Consider the following 17,504-nt stretch of genomic DNA (forward strand, 5'->3'; position numbering starts at 1 on the left):
GCAGTGTGTGTTTTTGTTGTGATTGTTACCACACATCCCGGGGGGGGGGGTTGTGTTTAACGGGGGGGGGCGCGAACCCGGGGGGGGGCCGCGGGCCGGCCGGGGTCGACGGGCCGGACGCGGGGGAGCCCGGTGGGTCCGCGGCCCCTCGAACCGGCCGCACGGCACACGACGGCCCCAGGGCCGAGCGCCGCGGGTCTTTGCGCCGCCCCGGACGGGGCCGGCGCCCGATCAGACCTCCCCGCCCCGCCGGTGTCACGGCGGGGCCCGCCACGAGCGGGGGCACCCGACCCGGGGAGCGGCAACACGCAGTGAGAGAGGAAACCCCCATGGACGTCCGCGGTTACGAGACCGGCCCGATCACGGCGGAAGCGGCCTTCACCTCCGACTTCCCCCTGGACGACCGCTACTCCACCCAGGACCTCGTCGACATGTTGGAGCGCGAGCGCCCCCACATGGACATCCGCCCCGGCATGCGCCACAAGTACACCCCGCTCCGCTTCGACCCGGCCACCGGCGTCAAGTACATCGGCGGGCGCTACCTCTTCGACACCTGGGAGAACGTCCTCGACTACGACCACTTCACCAACGAGGAGCTCTTCCCGGAGCCCGGCGTGAAGTTCTGGTCGCGCTTCCCCGGCGTGGACAAGCACTACTGGAAGGTCACCGGCGCGCACGACTTCAAGCCGATGGCCACCGCCCACCACATCAACCGGTTCGAGCGCTACTCCTACACGGACGAGAACGTCGAGCAGCTGCTGGCGGAGGTCTGGCCGACCATCCGTGACGAGGCCGAGCAGCAGGGCCTGTCCAGCGTCTGGCTGATGTTCCAGCCGGAGGAGAAGCAGATCGGCATCCTCACCGTCGCCGAGAAGGCCGGTGACGCCGATCAGTCCGTCGCCGTCTCCAAGGGGCTGGAGCACCTGGAGCGCCTGGACGCCTTCGGCCGCTTCCTGCCCGCGCAGCTCGGCACCGAGCAGCTGATGGACCGGACCAGCCTGATCATCTCGTCCTGGCTGCCGGAGTCCCGGGCGCTGGGCGGGGCGCACTCGTCCTTCGACGTGTCCCCGCCGCACCCGACGCCGCAGATCTGACCCGGTCACCGGCAGGAACGGGCACCCGGCCGGAACCTCCCACGGTTCCGGCCGGGTGGCCCCTCCGCCGGATCTCCGGCCGGGGCCGTCCGGAGTCCGTCGCAGCCGACCACCGAACACGGCCCGCCCTCCGTCCCCGGAACCGGGCGGGCCCCGACCCCACCACCCCCGCGCGGGGACCACCCCGGCCCGCGCCCACCGCGAGAGAACCGTCATGACCCGCTACTCCGACACCCCGCTCTCCGTCCTCGACCTCTCCCCGATCCGCAAGGGTCGGCCCGCCGCCGAGGCGTTGGAGAACACCGTCGCGTTGGCCCGCGCCGCCGAGGCGTACGGATACCGACGCTTCTGGATCTCCGAGCACCACAACACCGCGGCGATGGCCAGCTCCGCGACCTCGATCATCATCGGCCGGGTCGCCGCGGCCACCGACCGGATCAGGGTCGGCTCGGGCGGCGTCATGCTCCCCAACCACGCCCCGTACGTGGTCGCCGAGCAGTTCGGCACCCTCGCCACCTACCACCCGGGCCGCATCGACCTCGGACTCGGCCGGGCCCCCGGAACCGACCCCTGGACCACCCGCGCCCTGCGGCGCGAGCACCCGAGCGGCGCGGACTTCCCCGAGCAGTTGGCCGAACTCCGCGGGTACCTCGCTCCCGGCAGCCCGGAGTGCAAGGTCCGCGCGATCCCCGGTGAGGGCGTCGAACTGCCCGTCTACGTCCTGGGTTCCAGTTCCTTCGGCGCGGCCCTCGCCGCCCGGGAGGGCCTGCCCTTCGTCTTCGCCTCCCACTTCGCACCCGAGCAACTGGGCACCGCACTGGACCTCTACCGTGCCACCTTCCGCCCCTCGGCGGCCCTGGCACGGCCGTACGCCGTCGTCGCGGCCAACGCGGTCGTCGCCGACACCGACGACGCAGCCGTACGGATCTTCAGCACGATGCAGCAGAAGTTCCTCACCCACTTCCGGGGCGGCATGGAGTTCCTCCCGCCGGTCGACGACATCGACGCCGTATGGGCCCCGCAGGAGGCACGGATGGTGAACGCCATGCTGGCCGAGTCCTTCATCGGCGCGCCGCACACCGTACGCCGCGGGCTGGAGGACCTCGTCGACCGCACGGACGCCGACGAACTGATGCTCGTCAGCGAGGCGTGGGACTTCGACGCCCGGCTGCGCTCGTACGAACTGCTCGCCGAGACCTGGCAGCCCTGACCACCCCCCGCACCCACGAAAGGACCCGTCGTGCACGCGCCCACCGCCCTCTTCGAACCCGTCCGCCTCGGTGACCTCACTCTGCCCAACCGCATGGTCATGGCGCCGATGAGCCGTGCCCGCGCAGCCGTCGACGGCACTCCCGGCACTCTGATGGCGGACTACTACGCGCAGCGCGCGTCGGCGGGGCTGATCGTGGCCGAGGGCACCCATCCGCTCGCGGTCGGGGCCATCGGTCCCGACGCGCCGGGCCTGTTCACCGATGCGCACCAGGACGGCTGGGCGCGGATCGCGGACGGGGTGCACGCGGCCGGCGGACGCCTCTTCGTCCAACTCATGCACGCGGGGCGGCTGGCCCACCCGGACTTCCTGCCCGCGGGGGCCCGTCCGGTCGCCCCCTCGGCGGTCGCCGCCCGGGCCCTCGTCCACACCTCCGGCGGCCGGGCGCCGGCCGTGCTCCCGACCGCCCTCACCGCCGCCGGGATCGAGGAGCTGATCGACGGCTTCGGCCGCTCCGCGGGCCGGGCGGTCGCCGCCGGGCTCGACGGGGTGGAGGTCCACGCCGCCAACGGCTATCTGCTCCACCAGTTCCTCGCCGAGAACGCCAACCTCCGCACGGACCGCTGGGGCGGGGACGCCGAGGGGCGCATCCGTCTCACCGTCGCGATCACCGAGGCGGTGGCCGAGGCCATCGGCCCGCACCGCGTCGGAGTGCGCATCTCGCCGTCCCACCCGTTCGGCGATCTGACGGAAGCCGACCCGTACGCCACCTACACGGCCCTCGTCCGCGCCCTCGCCCCGCTGGGGATCGCGTACCTCCACCACGGCGAGACGGGCACCGAACTGGACCGCGCGGTACGGGAACGGTGGCCCACCGCGCTGATGGTCACCCCGCTCCCGGCCGACCGGGACAGACCGGAGGCCGCCGCACACTCCCTCGCGCACGGCGCGGACCTCGTCTCCTTCGGCCGGGACTTCCTCGCCAACCCCGACCTGGTCGCCCGCTGCCGCATCGGCGCACCCCTCAACGCAGTGCGCCGTGCGGGTTTCTACGGCGGGGGAGCCCACGGGTACACCGACTACCCCACCCTCGCCGGCCCGTAAATTGAATCGACGGCACCGGAGGACCCTGGCATGGTGACGCACCATGACGGACTTCGCACCCTTGACGGCCGCCGACGTACGACTGATGCAGGGCCTGGCGCAGCGCGTCACCGCCGTTCGCCGCGACCTGGTGAACGCCGATGCGAGCTTCGGCGAGCTGGCCTGGAACTGGGGCAAGGGGCAGGCCGCCCACAGCGCGGGTTGGCGCCGCCGACTGTGGTTCTCCGACGGTGACCTGGTGGCGTGGGGCTGGGCCTTCCTGCCGTACCGGGTACGGCGCAGCGACGGGTCGGTGCGGGAGGTCACCGACGCCTATCTGGCGTACCAGGTGCACCCCGACCACCCCGGGCTGGTGGACGAGGTGATCGACGGGTACGAGGGCGTGGCCGGCAACGTCGAGCGCACGGTGGTGCCGAGCGCCGCCGACGGGTACGCCCTGGAGCGGTGGGCGGCACACGGCTACGCGACCGACCCGGCCGCGCTCGGCGACACCGGTTCCTGGACCCAGCTCAACGAGCGGGACCTCACCGAGCTGGAACGGCCCCTCCTGCCGGACGGGTTCCGGTTCCGCACCGCCGACGAGGCCGGGCCCGAGGCCGCGGTCCGGGCCCACCAGGACGCCTGGGCCCCCTCGACGTACACGGCCGAGAGCTACGAGGGCGTCCGACTGACGGCGGGGTACCGCGATGACCTGCACGTCCTCGTGGAGGCGCCGGACGGCACGATGGCCTCCTCGACGATCATGTGGCTCGACGAGGCCAACCGGACCGCCGAGTTCGAGCCCGTCGGGACGCATCCCGACTACCGGCGGCTGGGGCTGGGCCGGGCGATGCTGCTGCACGGGATGGGGCTGGCCCGCGCGGCCGGAGCCGCCCGCATGACGGTCGCGTGCCTGGGGGCGCCGGGGCACCCCCAGGCACGCGGGCTGTACTACGGCGTCGGGTTCCGGGAACTCTCCCGGGACGCGCCGCTCATCAAGACCTGACGGCCGGTCGGTTCAGCGGCGCGAGGTGACCACCACGGCCGGGCCGACGGGGTCGGTGTCCGGTCCCGGGAACTTGCCCGCCACGTCGAAGGTCCGCCCGCGCGCCGCGATGTCCACCGCGGCGAACTCCGCGCCCCCGGTCGCGTGCAGGTTCAGCGACTTCCAGGTCGATCCGGTGCGCTCCAGCGCCTTCGGCGCCACCGGTCCTCCGCCTTCGGCGAGGACCACGGGGTGGCCGCCGCTGACGGTCACCGACCGCAGCGGAGCGACGCCCCGGGGCAGCGGCACCTCCGTCCAGGTGCCCCCGCTCAGCCGCAGCACCAGACCGCGGGCCGCAGCGCCCGGCGCCTTGGCCCGGCCGACGGCCCACGCCTCGCCGTGCGGCCCGGACGCCACGCCGTTCAACCGCACCCGCTCCGCGCCGAGGTCGGGCGCGGGGGCCTTGCGCCAGGCGGTGCCGTCGTAGTGGAGCAGGACCGGCCGCGACCAGGCTTCGTTGAACGCCTCGCCCACCGCCCACACGTCGTCGTGCGCGCGTGCCGTGACGCCGGAGAGGGTCCAGTTGCCGCCGGGTCCCTCCCCGACGTCCGGGAGCACCGCAGGTGTCCACCGCTTGCCGTCCCAGTGCTGGAGTTCCCCGACCACCTTGACCACGTGCTCGGGATCGGGAACGGAGGACCAGCCCGCGGCCCAGGCGTCCCGGGCGTCGCGGGCGTCGACGGAGAGGAACCCGGCGGTCATGGTCTGCGCGGGGACGGGCGCCGTGGCGGTCTTCCACGCCCTGCCGTCCCAGCGCTGGGTGATGATCCCGCCGGCTTCCTGGACGTAGTCGCTGACGACCAGGGCGTTGCGCGGCGAGGACGCGTCGACGTCGTTGAAGCGGACGTCGTACGAGCCGGGTAGGGACGCGGTCGGCAGCGGCTTCCAGTGGCCGCCCGTCCGGTCGTCGCGCTCCCAGAGGGTCGGGACCGTGCGCGGATAGCGCTCGCCCTCCCGTTCGGAGCGGATGCCCGCCGCCCAGGTGGTGTGGGCGTCGGGACGCGTGACGGCGAAGGCGTGGGCGTCGGTCTCGGTCAGCTGCGACGTGGTCCACGTGCCGCGCGGCTCGACTCCGGACGGCGCCGGGTTCGCGTACGCGGGGGTGGCCGACACGACCACCGCGACGGCGGCGCACAGGGTGCGCACGGTCCGGCGGGGGCGGGTCGGGTGGGTTGCGGTCATGCTCGGGCCTTTCACGGGGACGTTCGGTGGTACGACGCGTCCCGGGCCGTGCGACACGGCCCGGGACGCGTCGCGTCACCTGTTGCTGTCCGCGGGCGATCTTGAGTTCCCGAACGACCGGCACCGCTGCCGTCGGTGGGTCAGCTGCAGGTGAGGTAGTCGTAGGAGGCGGCCCTCATGACCCCGTTGCGGTCGGGGAAGAGGTAGTGGCCGGACCCGGTACGGACCATGGGGAAGCTGTTGGTGCTGTCCCCCTGGTAGCGCAGCTGGACGATCGCGCCGTTCGTGTTGTAGTCGCCGCTCACGTAGGTGATCCCGTAGTCCCGGAACGCGCCCGCCCCGGCCTTGTTGAAGGTGTCCTTGCCGACCGCTCCGTCCGCCGACAGCCACATGAGCTGTTGGAACTGCTTCGTGGCGTTGGCCGTCTTCTGGCCGAAGATCCCGTCCACCTCCCTGAGCTCCAGCAGCCCGTGGAGGTGCAGGATGCGCTGCCACAGGCAGGTGGCGTTGGAACGGGCGTGGCCGGCGTAGGGGTTGACCGACAGGATGCCCTCGTCGCTCCAGTCGTCACGGTAGTGGCCACCACCGTTGATGAAGGGCAGACCGGTGTAGGTGCCGCCGGTCGCCGCCGAGGCGGGGGTGGCGCTCATGCCGATCACCGCCGCCGTCAGCGCCGCGATGGCGGATGCGGCGGTCCTGAGCCGGGTGCTGGAGAAGTTCATGGGTTCCCTTGCTTCGCTCGGTCTCGGCCCTGCCTCGAACGGCCGGGGCTCTCGCGGGTGACCGCCTCGGCGCGGCGCACGTCTGGCGACGGGCCGCCGGGGTCACCCGACGCGATGTCAATCTACGAAGCCGCCGCGGCGCGCATACAACTCGGAAGGCGCGGGCCAACAAGCGCCGGTAACGCTTTCCCGGGGGGAAGTGCCGGGCCCGGCTGGGGTGTTGGAGGGACCGTCGCTCAAGCCAGTTCGTTCTCCCAGTTCCTGACGTAGGTACCGGGCGTCTGGCCGAAGTACCGGCGGAACGCGAGGATGTAGCCGTTGGTGCTGAACCCCACCCACGCCGCGACCGCGGACACCAGGTGCCCCTGCTCCAGGAGCGTCAGGGAGTGGTTGAGGCGCAGCCGGGTCCGCCACTCCGACAGGGGCAGGCCGGTCTCGGCCCGGAACGCGCGGCGCAGACTGGTCGAGTTCGTGTAGGTCGCCTGGGCCCATTCGGTCGCGGTCCTGGCGTCGCTCGGTGTCCTGGCCAGTTCTTGTGCCACGTAGGACGTGGCCAGCCCGGTGGGCTGGGGCAGTGGCAGACGGTTGGCGCGGCAGGCGGTCAGTGCGGAGAACACGTCGGGGTTGTCGGGTCCGGTGCTGCTGCGCATGCGGGCGAGCAGCAGGTGGCGCTGGTCGTTCGTCGTGTTCAGGGTGGTGACCCGCCGGAAGGGGAGGCGGAACGAGGAGGCGTAGAAGACCTCCACCGCGATGACGGAGTCGGTGCCGAAGCGCGCACTGTGCGGGACGCCGGCGGGTATCCACAGGGCCACCGACCGCGACAGCCCGTGCTCCTCGCCCACCGCGTTGACGGCGATCTCCCCGCTCGAAACCCACAGGAACTGGTGGTAGGCGTGGACGTGCAGGGGATGCCCCGTCGGGGTGATGAACTCGTCGTCCGGGTGGATGGCGGGCGACGCGGGTCCCGGTGGGGGTCCGTCCTCCGGGTGTGTCTCGTCCAACGAATCCCCCAACTTCCGCAAGGTCGAACAGCGACACCCGAAGTGTAGGCTCGGCCGATCGGCCCCCATCCGGCCGGGACCGGGTCCCGAGGCTCCTCGGGGCGTGACCCGCCCGGCGGAAGGGGTGCGCATCGGTCTGCGGATTCGCAGGGAGCTGCGCCGTATAGCCTGGGGAAATGCTGACAGAAGTCACAGCGACCCGTTACATCACGCCCCTGCGGGAAGGCGGCTCGCTCCCGGGACTCGTCGAGGCCGACGACCTCGGTACGTACGCGATGAAGTTCACCGGTGCCGGGCAGGGGCGCAAGACCCTCGTCGCCGAGGTGCTGTGCGGGCTGTTGGCACGGCGGCTCGGGCTGCGGGTCCCCGAACTCGTCGTGCTCGCCCTGGACCCGGTGCTCGGCCTCGGCGAACCCGACCCCGAGGTGCAGGGCCTCCTGAAGGCCAGCGGCGGACCCAACCTCGGCATGGCGTACCTGTCGGGCGCCCTCGGGTTCGACGCCCTGGCCTACACGGTCGACGCCGGGGAGGCCGGACGGATCGTGTGGTTCGACGCACTCGTGAACAACGTCGACCGGTCCTGGCGCAACCCCAATCTGCTCGTCTGGCACGGCGACCTGTGGCTCATCGACCACGGCGCCAGCATGATCTGGCACCACAACTGGCCGACCGTCAGCGCGTCGACGGCCCGGCCCTACGACGCGACGGAGCACGCACTCGCCCCCTTCGCCCCCGACGTGGTGTCCGCCGCGGCGGAGTTGGCCCCGCTGGTCACCGCGGAGCTGCTGCACGAGGTGGCCGCCGGCGTTCCGGACGCCTGGCTGGTCGGCGAGGAGGGCTTCGACGGCCCCGACGCCGTGCGGGACGCCTATGTGGCGGCGCTGCTGTCCCGTGCGCCGGACGTCCACCGGCGCATCACCCTCGGTCCGCCCGATCCACGTCTGGCCGGACGCCCGGCGGGTTGGTCGGTGACGACCCCCGAGGCGACGACCCCCGAGGCGACGACCCCCGGGGCGACCGCCTCCGAGGGGGTCGGCCGATGAGCGCGGGGGACGTCTTCGAGTACGCCCTGCTGCGGGTGGTGCCCCGGGTGGAACGCGGGGAACTGATCAATGCGGGGGTCGTCGTGTACTGCCGCGCCCGGTCGTTCGTGGCCGCCCGCACGCAGCTGGACGAGACGCGCCTCCTCGCCCTGGACCCGGCGGTCGACCTGGCCGGGGTGCGGGCCGCGTTGCGGGCCGTGGAGCAGGTGTGCGCGGGCGGCGAGGCGGCGGGCCAGGCAGCGCGCGACGACGCGGGGCGCCGGTTCCGCTGGCTCGTCGCACCGAGGTCCACCGTGGTGCAACCGGGCCCCGTGCACACCGGACTGACGGCCGATCCACGGGCCGAGTTGGAGCGGCTGGTGGAGACGCTGGTGCGCTGACGCCCCGGTCCGTCGGGGGAGCGGCCGGCCCGTCGGGAGCCGGTCCGGGCGGTGTCGCGCCCGATGCCGTTGACACCGGGTGCCGGGGCTTCTAGCGTCACGTCCGCCGACAGTACTGAGCGGTAGCTCACCCCTTCCGGGGTGGCGCCGGGTCGCCCGGGCCGGCCGTGGCGGCCCGCTGCACGGCGTACGGCGAGGCCGTCCCGAGGACGAGGAGTGTGCATGTCCACCACTGAACAGCGCGTGGCCGTGGTGACCGGCGCGGCCCGGGGCATCGGTGCCGCGACGGCCGTACGGCTGGCCGCCGAGGGCCGGGCCGTCGCCGTGCTGGACCTCGACGAGGCCGGGTGCGCGGACACCGTCGCGCAGATCGTCGACGCGGGCGGCCGGGCCCTCGCCGTGGGCTGCGACGTCACGGACGAGGCACAGGTCGGGGCCGCCGTGGAGCGCATCGCCGGGGAGCTGGGCGCGCCGACCGTCCTGGTGAACAACGCGGGCGTCCTGCGGGACAACCTGCTCTTCAAGATGAGCGCCGCCGACTGGGACACCGTCCTGGGCGTGCACCTGCGCGGGGCGTTCCTGATGACCAGGGCGTGTCAGAAGCACATGGTGGACGCCGGCTTCGGCCGGATCGTCAACCTGTCCTCGTCGTCCGCGCTCGGCAATCGGGGACAGGCCAACTACGCCGCCGCCAAGGCCGGCCTCCAGGGCTTCACCAAGACCCTCGCCATCGAGCTCGGCAAGTTCGGCGTCACCGCCAACGCCGTCGCTCCCGGATTCGTCGTCACCGACATGACCAGGGCCACCGCCGAGCGCGTCGGGATGGGCTTCGAGGACTTCCAGGCCGCCGCCGCGACCCAGATCCCCGTGCAACGGGTGGGGCGTCCCGAGGACATCGCCCGTGCGATCGCCTTCTTCACCGGCGAAGCGGCCGGGTTCGTCTCCGGCCAGGTCCTGTACGTGGCCGGAGGTCCCCTCGACTGAACCGACCGCCGCGCTCCGGCGTGCGCCGGCCGGGGGGTGTCGACCGCGGACGGGTCCTGCCCGCGGTCGACTCCGCGGGCCCTATTCGCGGTCCGCGCCGGGCGGTCCGCGGGAGCCCGGGGCACGTGGTGCGTCGCGCCCGTAACCGCGTGATCGCATCGGTATCGGCATCCCTGTGCAGAGACGGTTCTTCTGTGCAGACGCTGCGATATGGTCGGCCGGCCCCCCTGATTCAGCCGATCGAGGAGCGTGCGCGTGTTCGTCCGGTTCCGGTGTGTGCGGCACGTGGCGGCCGTGGTGTCGATGTGCGTGGTCGCCGGGTGCGGGTTCGTTTCGGAGAGTGCCTCGGGCGCCGATCAGAAGATCACTGTGGGAACGACCAGCGCTCCCAGCACCCTGGACCCGGCAGCGTCCTGGGACGGTTCCTGGGAGCTGTTCCGGAATGTCTACCAGACCCTCCTCAGCTATCCGGCGGGCGCCTCCGAGCCCGAACCCGACGCGGCCCGGTGCGCGTTCACGGACGAGTCGAAGCGCAGCTACTCCTGCACCCTCAAGGAGGGGCTCCGCTTCTCCGACGGCGACGCCCTCGACGCCCGCGCGGTCAAGCACAGCATCGACCGCATCGTGCGGATCAACGTCCCCGGCGGCCCCAAGGGGCTGCTGGGCAGCCTGGACCGGGTGGAGACGCGGGGCGAGCGGACCGTGGTCTTCCGCCTCAGGCAGCCCGATGCGACGTTCCCGTTCGTCCTGGCGACCCCCGCCATGTCGATCGTCGATCCGCGCGAGTACCCGGCCGACGCGCTCCGCACGGAGCAGGAGGTCACCGGCTCGGGCCCCTACGTCCTCGCCGCCTACGAGGAGGGACGACGGGCCCGGTTGGTCAGGAACGGCCACTACCGGGGTTATGCGCAGCGCAAGAACGACGAGGTGACCCTCCGGTACTTCCAGGACTCCGCCTCCATGGTGCAGGCGTTGCACGACGAGGAGATCGACGTCACCTACCGGGGACTGGCCGCCGAGGACGTCATCGCGCTCCAGAGCAACGACCCCGACGACGGCGTGCAACTCGTCGAGGGGGCCGGCACCGAGATCAGCTACCTCGTCTTCAACCCCGAGGACCGGTGGGCCCGCAAGACCGCCGTCCGTCGGGCCGTGGCCCAGATCATCGACCGCAGCGCCCTCGCGCACAAGGTCTACAAGGACACCGTCGACCCGCTCTACTCCATGATCCCCAGCGGGCTGCCCGGCCACACCACCGGGTACTTCGACGACTTCGGCGACCCCGACCCGGACCGGGCCGCCGACCTCCTCGCCGCCGCGGGCATCGTCGAACCGGTACCGCTCGACCTGTGGTTCACCACCGACCGGTACGGTTCGATGACCGAGCCCGCCTTCCGGGAGATCGCGAGCCAGTTGGAGGAGTCCGGACTGTTCGAGGTCACCCTGAAGAGCCGTGCCTGGAAGACCTACGAGGCCGGGTACCGCAGGGGCGAGTACCCCGTCTTCGGACGGGGCTGGTTCCCGGACTTCCCTGACCCCGAGAACTTCATCGCCCCCTTCGTCGGCGAACGCAACGCGCTCGGCACCCCGTACCCGGTGCCGGAGATCACCTCCGTGCTGCTGCCGCGGTCCCGGCGCGAGGCGGACCGCTCCGCCGTGGTCGCCGACTTCGAGCGGGCCCAGCAGATCCTCGTGGACGACGCCCGGCTGCTGCCGCTGTGGCAGGGCCGGCAGTACGTCGCGGCGAGCGAGGAGATCTCCGGGAGCGAGCGTTCCCTCGATCCGTCCACGGTCATGCTGCTGTGGGAGCTGCGTCGGAAAACCAGCTGGTAGTACCGGGAATGGCGCGCGTTGTCAGTGGAGGCCGGTAGGTTCTGTCGTTGTGGGGGTGGCCGTGGCGAACGGTCGCCGAATGACCGTATTCCGGAGGATGTTCACGTGACCGACACCGCTCTGCTGCCCGACTCCTGGCGCGGCGTCCTCGGTGAGGAACTGGGGAAGCCGTACTTCAAGGAGCTCACCGAGTTCGTGGAGGGGGAGCGGGAGAACGGCCCCGTCTACCCCCCGCGCGACGAGGTCTTCGCGGCACTGGAGGCCACCCCGTACGACCAGGTGAAGGTCTTGATCCTGGGCCAGGACCCCTACCACGGTGAGGGCCAGGGGCACGGCCTGTGCTTCTCCGTGCGGCCGGGTGTGAAGACCCCGCCCTCGCTGCGGAACATCTACAAGGAGATGAACGCGGAGCTGGGGCACCCCGTACCGGACAACGGCTATCTGATGCCCTGGGCCCGCCAAGGAGTGCTCCTCCTGAACGCGGTGCTGACGGTCCGGGCCGGCGAGGCCAACTCCCACAAGGGCAAGGGCTGGGAGCGGTTCACCGACGCGGTCATCCGCGCGGTCGCCGACCGTCCGGACCCGGCCGTGTTCGTCCTGTGGGGGAACTACGCCCAGAAGAAGCTGCCCCTCATCGACCAGGAGCGGCACGTGGTGGTGAAGGGCGCCCACCCGTCCCCGCTGTCCGCGAAGAAGTTCTTCGGATCGCAGCCCTTCACCCAGATCGACGAGGCCGTGGCCCAGCAGGGGCACGCCCCGATCGACTGGCGGATTCCCGACCTGGGCTGACGCCGTGTCCCGGGCGCGGCTCCCCCTTCTCGGGGGGCCGCGTCCCGGCACGTCCCACGGGCTCCGGCCCGCTCGGCGGAGGGCACCTCTGGACCAGCGGTGCGTATGGACCAGCGGTGCGTACGCCACCCGCGCCTGCCCCGCACCGGCGACCGCGGCGGGTTAGCGTCGACCGGCGGGTCCCCCGGTGTGCCGGAGCCCGATCGATGGCGGCGACCCGGTGGACGGCGGAGGCAAGGGTGACGGAACCGCAGGAACGGTCAGCACGGGACGAGGTCACGATGACCCGCATCGGGCAGGCCGTCATGCTGCACCACGGAGGCGACCGCGAGGAGGCCCGGGACCGCTTCCTCGCCCTGTGGGCGGAGATCGTCGAGAACGGGAACCCGCTGCACCGCTGCACCCTCGCCCACTACCTGGCGGACACCCAGGACGACCCGGAGGCCGAACTGGCCTGGGACCTGCGGGCCCTGTCCGCCGCCGAGGAACTCGCCGACGGCCGGGTGCCGCCGCACGCCCTGGCGCCGGCCGCCCGCGCCTTCTACCCGACGCTGCACCTGAACCTCGCGGCCGACTACGCGCGACTCGGTCGCCGGGAGGCCGCCCGCAGCCATCTGAGACTGTCGAGCGGAGCCCTGGACGCGCTCGGCCGCGACGCGCACGGCGAGGCGGTCCGGTCGGCCATCGTCCGGCTGGGCCGCCAGCTGGACGGAGACCCGCCCCCCGACCCGGGGCCCGTTCGGCCCGCGCCGTAACGCACGGACCTAACGCGCCGTCATGCCCGTCAGGAGCTCCCGGCACCCGGCCCGCAGCTCCTCCAACGAGACGGGCCGGGCGTGTGCCGAACCGGCCACGTAGGAGAACATCACACCCTCGGCCCAGGCGATCAGCGCCAGTGCGTGCCGTGCGGGGTCGGGCGAGCCGAGCGCGGTGACCAGGGCCAGGAGGGGTTCCCGGAACTGTCGCCCCGTGTCGTCGAAGAGCTGCCGTAGCGCCGGGCGCCTGGTGGCCTCCAGGGCCAGCTCGTAGCGGCACACCAACAGGTCCCGGTGGTGCGTCAGATAGCGGTGCAGCGCCTGGGCCATGCCCTCGGCGAGCGCCTCGACGCCACCGGCGGGGTCCGCCAGCTCCCGCACCCTCAGGACCCGCCCCTCACGTTCCGCGAGCCGGTGGTTCGCCACCTCCAACAGCGCCTGTCGGGTGCGTGCGTGGTTGGAGGTCGAACCCTGGGGGAGTCCGGCCGCCGCGTCCACCGCCCGGTGGGTCAGCCCGCGCATCCCGCGTTCGGCCAACAGGGCGAGCGCGGTGTCGGCGATGAGCGCGGCGCGCTCCGAACCGGACGGTGCCCCGGACGGGCGAGCGGGCCGGCGGTCGGGCGAAGCGTGGGATGCGGGCACCGCCCCAACCTACCCCTTTCACTACAGCTGTAGTACGTTCGAGGAATCCAGCACTACGCCTGTAGTAGACGGAGGGGTCGTGTCACAGCAGCACGCAGTCGTCCTCGGGGGCGGAATCGGTGGCCTCACCACCGCCGTGGCCCTGCACCGGCGCGCTTGGCACGTCACCGTGCTGGAACGCGCCCCTTCGATCGAACCCGTCGGCGCGGGCATCGCCCTGGCCCCCAACGGGCAACGGGCACTGGACGTCATCGGCCTCGGCGACGAGATCCGGGCACTCGCGGCCTGGCAGGGCTCGGGCGGGCTCCGCACGCCCCGGGGGCGCTGGCTGACCCGGCTGGACGCCGAGGCCGTGACCGAACGCTTCGGCGGGCCCCTGGTGCTGCTGCACCGCGCCGACCTGATCGCCCGCCTCGCCGCCGAGCTGCCGCCGGACCGGCTGCGCACCGGCTCGCCCGCCGCACTCGTGGCACCCGGGGCGCCCGGCGCCGCACGAGCCGTGGTGCGCACACCGGACGGAGACCTCCACGCCGACCTGGTCGTCGCCGCCGACGGCATCCGCTCCGCCACCCGGCGGGTCCTCTTCCCCGAGCACCCGGGCCCCCGCTACTCGGGGTTCACCACCTGGCGGTTCGTCGCCCCCACCCCCGGCCGGCCCTTCGCACCCCACGAGACGTGGGGGCGCGGCTCCCTGTGGGGGGCACACCCGCTGGCCGACGGCCGGGTCTACGCGTACGCCGCCGCCCTCGCCCCCGCAGGCGCGACCGCCCCCGACGAACACGCCGAACTGCGGCGACGGTTCGCCGACTGGCACGACCCGGTGCCCGCCCTGCTCGGGGCGGCTGCCCGGCTCCCGGTCCTGCGTCACGACGTCCACCACATGACGAGCCCGCTGCCCGCCTTCCACCGCGGCCGGGTCGTCCTCGTCGGTGACGCGGCCCATGCGATGGCCCCGATGCTCGCCCAGGGCGGCAACCAGGCCATCGAGGACGGCATCGTCCTGGCCCACCACGCGGACCCCGCGGCCGATCTGCGATCCGCGCTCGCCGCGTACACCGCCGACCGGCTGCCGAGGACCGGCGCGGTCGTCCGCAGGGCGGCGGGTGTCGCCCGGGTGGTCGCCCTCCGCAGCCGGCCCGCCGTGGCGCTGCGCACCGCGGCGCTGGCCCTGACCTCGCAGTTGATGCCCGACGCGATGCTGCGGGGGTTCACCCGGATCGCCGACTGGAACCCGCCCGGTGACCCGTATGCTTCCGAGGGTCCCACCCGCACCACATAGCCGGAGACACGTGTGAAGGTCGGTTGCATCGGACTCGGTGACATCGCGCAGAAGGCGTACCTGCCGGTACTCACCACCCAGCCGGACGTGGAACTGCACCTCCAGACCCGCACCGCGGCGACCCTGGAGCGGATCGGTGCGACGTACCACCTCCCCGAGGACCGCCGGCACGAGGGCCTGGACGAACTGCTCGCCCAGGGGATCGACGCCGCCTTCGTGCACGCGCCCACCGCCACCCACCCCGAGATCGTGACCCGGCTCGTCGAAGCGGGCGTGCCGACCTACGTCGACAAGCCGCTCGCCTACGACTACGCCACCTGCGAGCGGATGGTGCGGTTGGCCGAGGAGCGCGGGGTGAGCCTCACCGTCGGCTTCAACCGCCGTTACGCGCCGGGGTACGCCCAGTGCCTGGAGCACCCGCGCGAGCTGATCATCATGCAGAAGAACCGCGTCGGACTGCCGGAGGACCCGCGCTCCTTCGTCTTCGACGACTTCGTCCACGTGATCGACACGCTTCGCTTCCTGGCGCCGGGTGCCGTCGACCACTTCGCGGTGCGGGCCAAGACCGAGGACGGGCTGCTGCACCACGTGGTGCTCCAACTCGCGGGCGAGGGCTTCACCGCGCTGGGCGTGATGAACCGGCTCAGCGGCTCCGTCGAGGAGGTCCTGGAGGTCGCGGGGCAGGACAGCAAACGACAGGTCGTCAACCTGGCGGAGGTCATCGACCACAAGGGCCAGCCCAGCGTCCGGCGGCGCGGCGACTGGGTGCCGGTGGTCCGTCAGCGCGGCATCGAACAGGTCGTCCTGGCCTTCCTCGACGACGTGCGGGCGGGCCGTACGGTCAACGCCCGGGACGCGCTGGCGACCCATGAGCTGTGCGAGCGCGTGGTCCTGGCGATCCAGGAGCAGACCGCCGCCTGACGACCCCGCGCACCCCCGCGACCGCGCCGTACCCCACCAGCACGAGCAGCGCCGCGCGCACCGCCCAGTCCCCGAACCGCACGTACGGGGTGACCCCGGTCGCGAGCGGCACCTCGTACACCTGGGCCGCGACCCGCTCGGTGCCGAGCCGCGGGCCGACCCGCTCCCCGCGGGGTCCGTACACCGCGGACACCCCGGTGAGCGTCGCGTGGACCACGGGGCGGCCGGTCTCCGCCGCGCGCAGTGCCGCCAGCGAGGCGTGCTGCGACGGCGCCCAACTCCCCTGGAAGGTCGACGTCGCCGACTGGGCGACCACCAGGGCGGCACCGTCCTCGGCGAGCCGCCGGCTCATGTCCGGGAACGCCGACTCGAAGCAGACCAACGGCCCCACCCGCAGGGCGCCGACATCCATCACCACCTGCCGTGCGCCGCGCCGACGGTCCTCGCCCGCGGCCTTGCCCACCGAGGTCGCCCAACCCAGCACGGACCGCGCGGGAACGTACTCGCCGAACGGGACTAGCCGCATCTTGTCGTAGCGGTCGCCCGTGGGCCCCTCGGGCCCGATCAACACGGAACTCTTGTAGATGCCCGGCGCGGCGACCGGGTCCGAGCTGCGCGCGTCCACGTTGACGAGGACGTCGGCGCCCACGTCCCGCGCGAGGGCGGCGATCCGGTCGGCGAGGTCGGGGCGGGCGGCGAGGTCGTGACCCACGCTGCTCTCGCCCCAGACGACCAGGTCGAGCCGCTGTCCGACGAGCGAGCGGGTGAGCCGCTCCTCCAGGGCGAAGCGGGCGCCCGCCCCGTCGACCACCCCGGGCTGGACCACTGCGACCCGGGCGCCGCCGTCCGGCTGCGGCCGGGGTGCCCAGGCCCAGGCTCCGGCGCCCGCGACGACGATGACGGTCAGTCCGGCCACCGCCGGAAGCCGTGCGGTGGGCACCGCCACCAGCAGCACCAGGGCCGTGTTCACCGCGACGACCAGCAGGCTGACCAGCCACACCCCGCCCAGCGAGGCGAGCCGCAGCGCGGGCGTCACCTGCCACTGGCTGGCCCCCAACAGCCCCCAGGGGCCGCCGAGGCCCTGCCAGGACCGCACGACCTCGACCGCCAACCAGCCCGACGGCAGGACGAGCAGGGCGGTGACCGCCCGTCCCGGCCCGGGGCGTCCGCCCGACAACCGCCGGACCAGCCAGCCCCACGGCGCCCACAGCGCCCCGAGCAGGGCGGCGATCACCACGGTGAACACGTGCAGGCTCGGCAGCAGCCAGTGGTGCACCGCCAGCATGAAACCGAGCCCGCCGAACCAGCCGTCCAGGGCGGCGCGGCGGCCGGTGGGCGCACTCCGGGCCAGCAGCATCCACGGCACGAGCGCCAGGTAGGCGAGCCACCACAGGGAAGGCGCCGGGAAGGCCAGTGCGGGCAGGGCGCCCGCGAGGGCGGCAACGGCGGACCGGCGCCAGGGCCCGGCGAGGACGTCCCGCCCACGGCCGGGGGCCAGGCGCCCGCGCCCCCGGCCGAAGAGCGACTTCATGGAGCCCTCC

General features: G+C 73.0%; 17 protein-coding genes. 12 read left to right on the forward strand and 5 right to left on the reverse strand.

All coding sequences use genetic code 11. The features are described from left to right. Positions 1–329 precede the first annotated feature (329 nt). The 4 genes from ACFWIA_RS22230 (at position 330) to ACFWIA_RS22245 (ending at position 4,393) form a co-directional block, all read left to right on the forward strand. Entirely contained in the window at positions 330–1,094 is a 765-nt protein-coding gene (locus ACFWIA_RS22230; RefSeq protein ID WP_387007719.1) for a hypothetical protein, read from the forward strand. A 214-nt stretch (positions 1,095–1,308) separates the two neighbouring features. Further along, positions 1,309–2,304, forward strand: coding sequence for an LLM class flavin-dependent oxidoreductase (locus ACFWIA_RS22235; RefSeq protein ID WP_387007721.1), 996 nt, complete (start codon positions 1,309–1,311; stop codon positions 2,302–2,304). A gap of 30 nt (positions 2,305–2,334) precedes the next feature. Continuing rightward, complete coding sequence (locus ACFWIA_RS22240; RefSeq protein WP_387007723.1) at positions 2,335–3,408, forward strand: alkene reductase; 1,074 nt, start codon at positions 2,335–2,337, stop codon at positions 3,406–3,408. A 43-nt stretch (positions 3,409–3,451) separates the two neighbouring features. Next, entirely contained in the window at positions 3,452–4,393 is a 942-nt protein-coding gene (locus tag ACFWIA_RS22245; RefSeq protein WP_387007725.1) for a GNAT family N-acetyltransferase, read from the forward strand. Positions 4,394–4,405: 12 nt separating this feature from the next. Here the strand turns inward: ACFWIA_RS22245 and ACFWIA_RS22250 are convergent, their stop codons facing one another. The 3 genes from ACFWIA_RS22250 to ACFWIA_RS22260 all read right to left on the reverse strand — a co-directional run bounded on the left by ACFWIA_RS22250 (position 4,406) and on the right by ACFWIA_RS22260 (position 7,337). Then, complete coding sequence (locus tag ACFWIA_RS22250; RefSeq protein ID WP_387007727.1) at positions 4,406–5,614, reverse strand: hypothetical protein; 1,209 nt, start codon at positions 5,612–5,614, stop codon at positions 4,406–4,408. Positions 5,615–5,754: 140 nt separating this feature from the next. Further along, positions 5,755–6,336: a peptidoglycan-binding protein gene (locus ACFWIA_RS22255; protein ID WP_385494738.1), complete on the reverse strand. Its 582-nt coding sequence runs from the start codon at positions 6,334–6,336 to the stop codon at positions 5,755–5,757. 236 nt (positions 6,337–6,572) lie between these two features. Beyond that, complete coding sequence (locus tag ACFWIA_RS22260) at positions 6,573–7,337, reverse strand: helix-turn-helix domain-containing protein (RefSeq protein WP_387007729.1); 765 nt, start codon at positions 7,335–7,337, stop codon at positions 6,573–6,575. 176 nt (positions 7,338–7,513) lie between these two features. On the opposite strand from ACFWIA_RS22260, the gene ACFWIA_RS22265 reads away from it, so the two are divergent. From ACFWIA_RS22265 to ACFWIA_RS22290, 6 genes are all read left to right on the forward strand, one after another. Further along, positions 7,514–8,380: a HipA family kinase gene (locus ACFWIA_RS22265; protein ID WP_387007731.1), complete on the forward strand. Its 867-nt coding sequence runs from the start codon at positions 7,514–7,516 to the stop codon at positions 8,378–8,380. Then, on the forward strand, positions 8,377–8,760 hold the full coding sequence (locus ACFWIA_RS22270; RefSeq protein ID WP_387007733.1) for a DUF3037 domain-containing protein: 384 nt from the start codon (positions 8,377–8,379) through the stop codon (positions 8,758–8,760). Before ACFWIA_RS22265 ends, ACFWIA_RS22270 begins: the two co-directional genes overlap by 4 nt. A 222-nt stretch (positions 8,761–8,982) precedes the next feature. Then, positions 8,983–9,744 (forward strand): 3-oxoacyl-ACP reductase FabG, encoded by a 762-nt coding sequence (gene fabG, locus ACFWIA_RS22275; RefSeq protein WP_387007735.1) that lies wholly within the window; start codon positions 8,983–8,985, stop codon positions 9,742–9,744. A 255-nt stretch (positions 9,745–9,999) separates the two neighbouring features. Next, entirely contained in the window at positions 10,000–11,577 is a 1,578-nt protein-coding gene (locus ACFWIA_RS22280) for an ABC transporter substrate-binding protein (protein ID WP_387007737.1), read from the forward strand. Between the two features lie 105 nt (positions 11,578–11,682). Next, the gene (gene ung, locus ACFWIA_RS22285; protein ID WP_387007738.1) at positions 11,683–12,366 is read left to right on the forward strand and encodes a uracil-DNA glycosylase; all 684 of its coding nucleotides are present in this window, start codon (positions 11,683–11,685) and stop codon (positions 12,364–12,366) included. A gap of 239 nt (positions 12,367–12,605) precedes the next feature. Beyond that, positions 12,606–13,121, forward strand: coding sequence for a hypothetical protein (locus ACFWIA_RS22290; RefSeq protein ID WP_387007740.1), 516 nt, complete (start codon positions 12,606–12,608; stop codon positions 13,119–13,121). A 9-nt stretch (positions 13,122–13,130) separates the two neighbouring features. Here the strand turns inward: ACFWIA_RS22290 and ACFWIA_RS22295 are convergent, their stop codons facing one another. Then, the gene (locus ACFWIA_RS22295) at positions 13,131–13,763 is read right to left on the reverse strand and encodes a TetR/AcrR family transcriptional regulator (RefSeq protein ID WP_387007742.1); all 633 of its coding nucleotides are present in this window, start codon (positions 13,761–13,763) and stop codon (positions 13,131–13,133) included. 79 nt (positions 13,764–13,842) lie between these two features. Between ACFWIA_RS22295 and ACFWIA_RS22300 the strand changes: the two genes are divergently transcribed. Both ACFWIA_RS22300 and ACFWIA_RS22305 read left to right on the forward strand, forming a co-directional pair. Further along, positions 13,843–15,042 (forward strand): FAD-dependent monooxygenase, encoded by a 1,200-nt coding sequence (locus ACFWIA_RS22300; protein WP_387007743.1) that lies wholly within the window; start codon positions 13,843–13,845, stop codon positions 15,040–15,042. A 12-nt stretch (positions 15,043–15,054) separates the two neighbouring features. Further along, on the forward strand, positions 15,055–15,963 hold the full coding sequence (locus ACFWIA_RS22305) for a Gfo/Idh/MocA family protein (RefSeq protein ID WP_387007745.1): 909 nt from the start codon (positions 15,055–15,057) through the stop codon (positions 15,961–15,963). Here the strand turns inward: ACFWIA_RS22305 and lnt are convergent. After that, positions 15,884–17,494, reverse strand: a complete 1,611-nt coding sequence (lnt, locus tag ACFWIA_RS22310) for an apolipoprotein N-acyltransferase (protein WP_387007747.1) — start codon at positions 17,492–17,494, stop codon at positions 15,884–15,886. The two genes, ACFWIA_RS22305 and lnt, sit on opposite strands and share 80 nt — an antisense overlap. Positions 17,495–17,504: the final 10 nt, after the last annotated feature.

Origin of the sequence: Streptomyces sp. NPDC127068 (genome assembly GCF_042724695.1) — a bacterium.
In the GTDB taxonomy this organism is placed as follows: Bacteria; Actinomycetota; Actinomycetes; order Streptomycetales; family Streptomycetaceae; genus Streptomyces.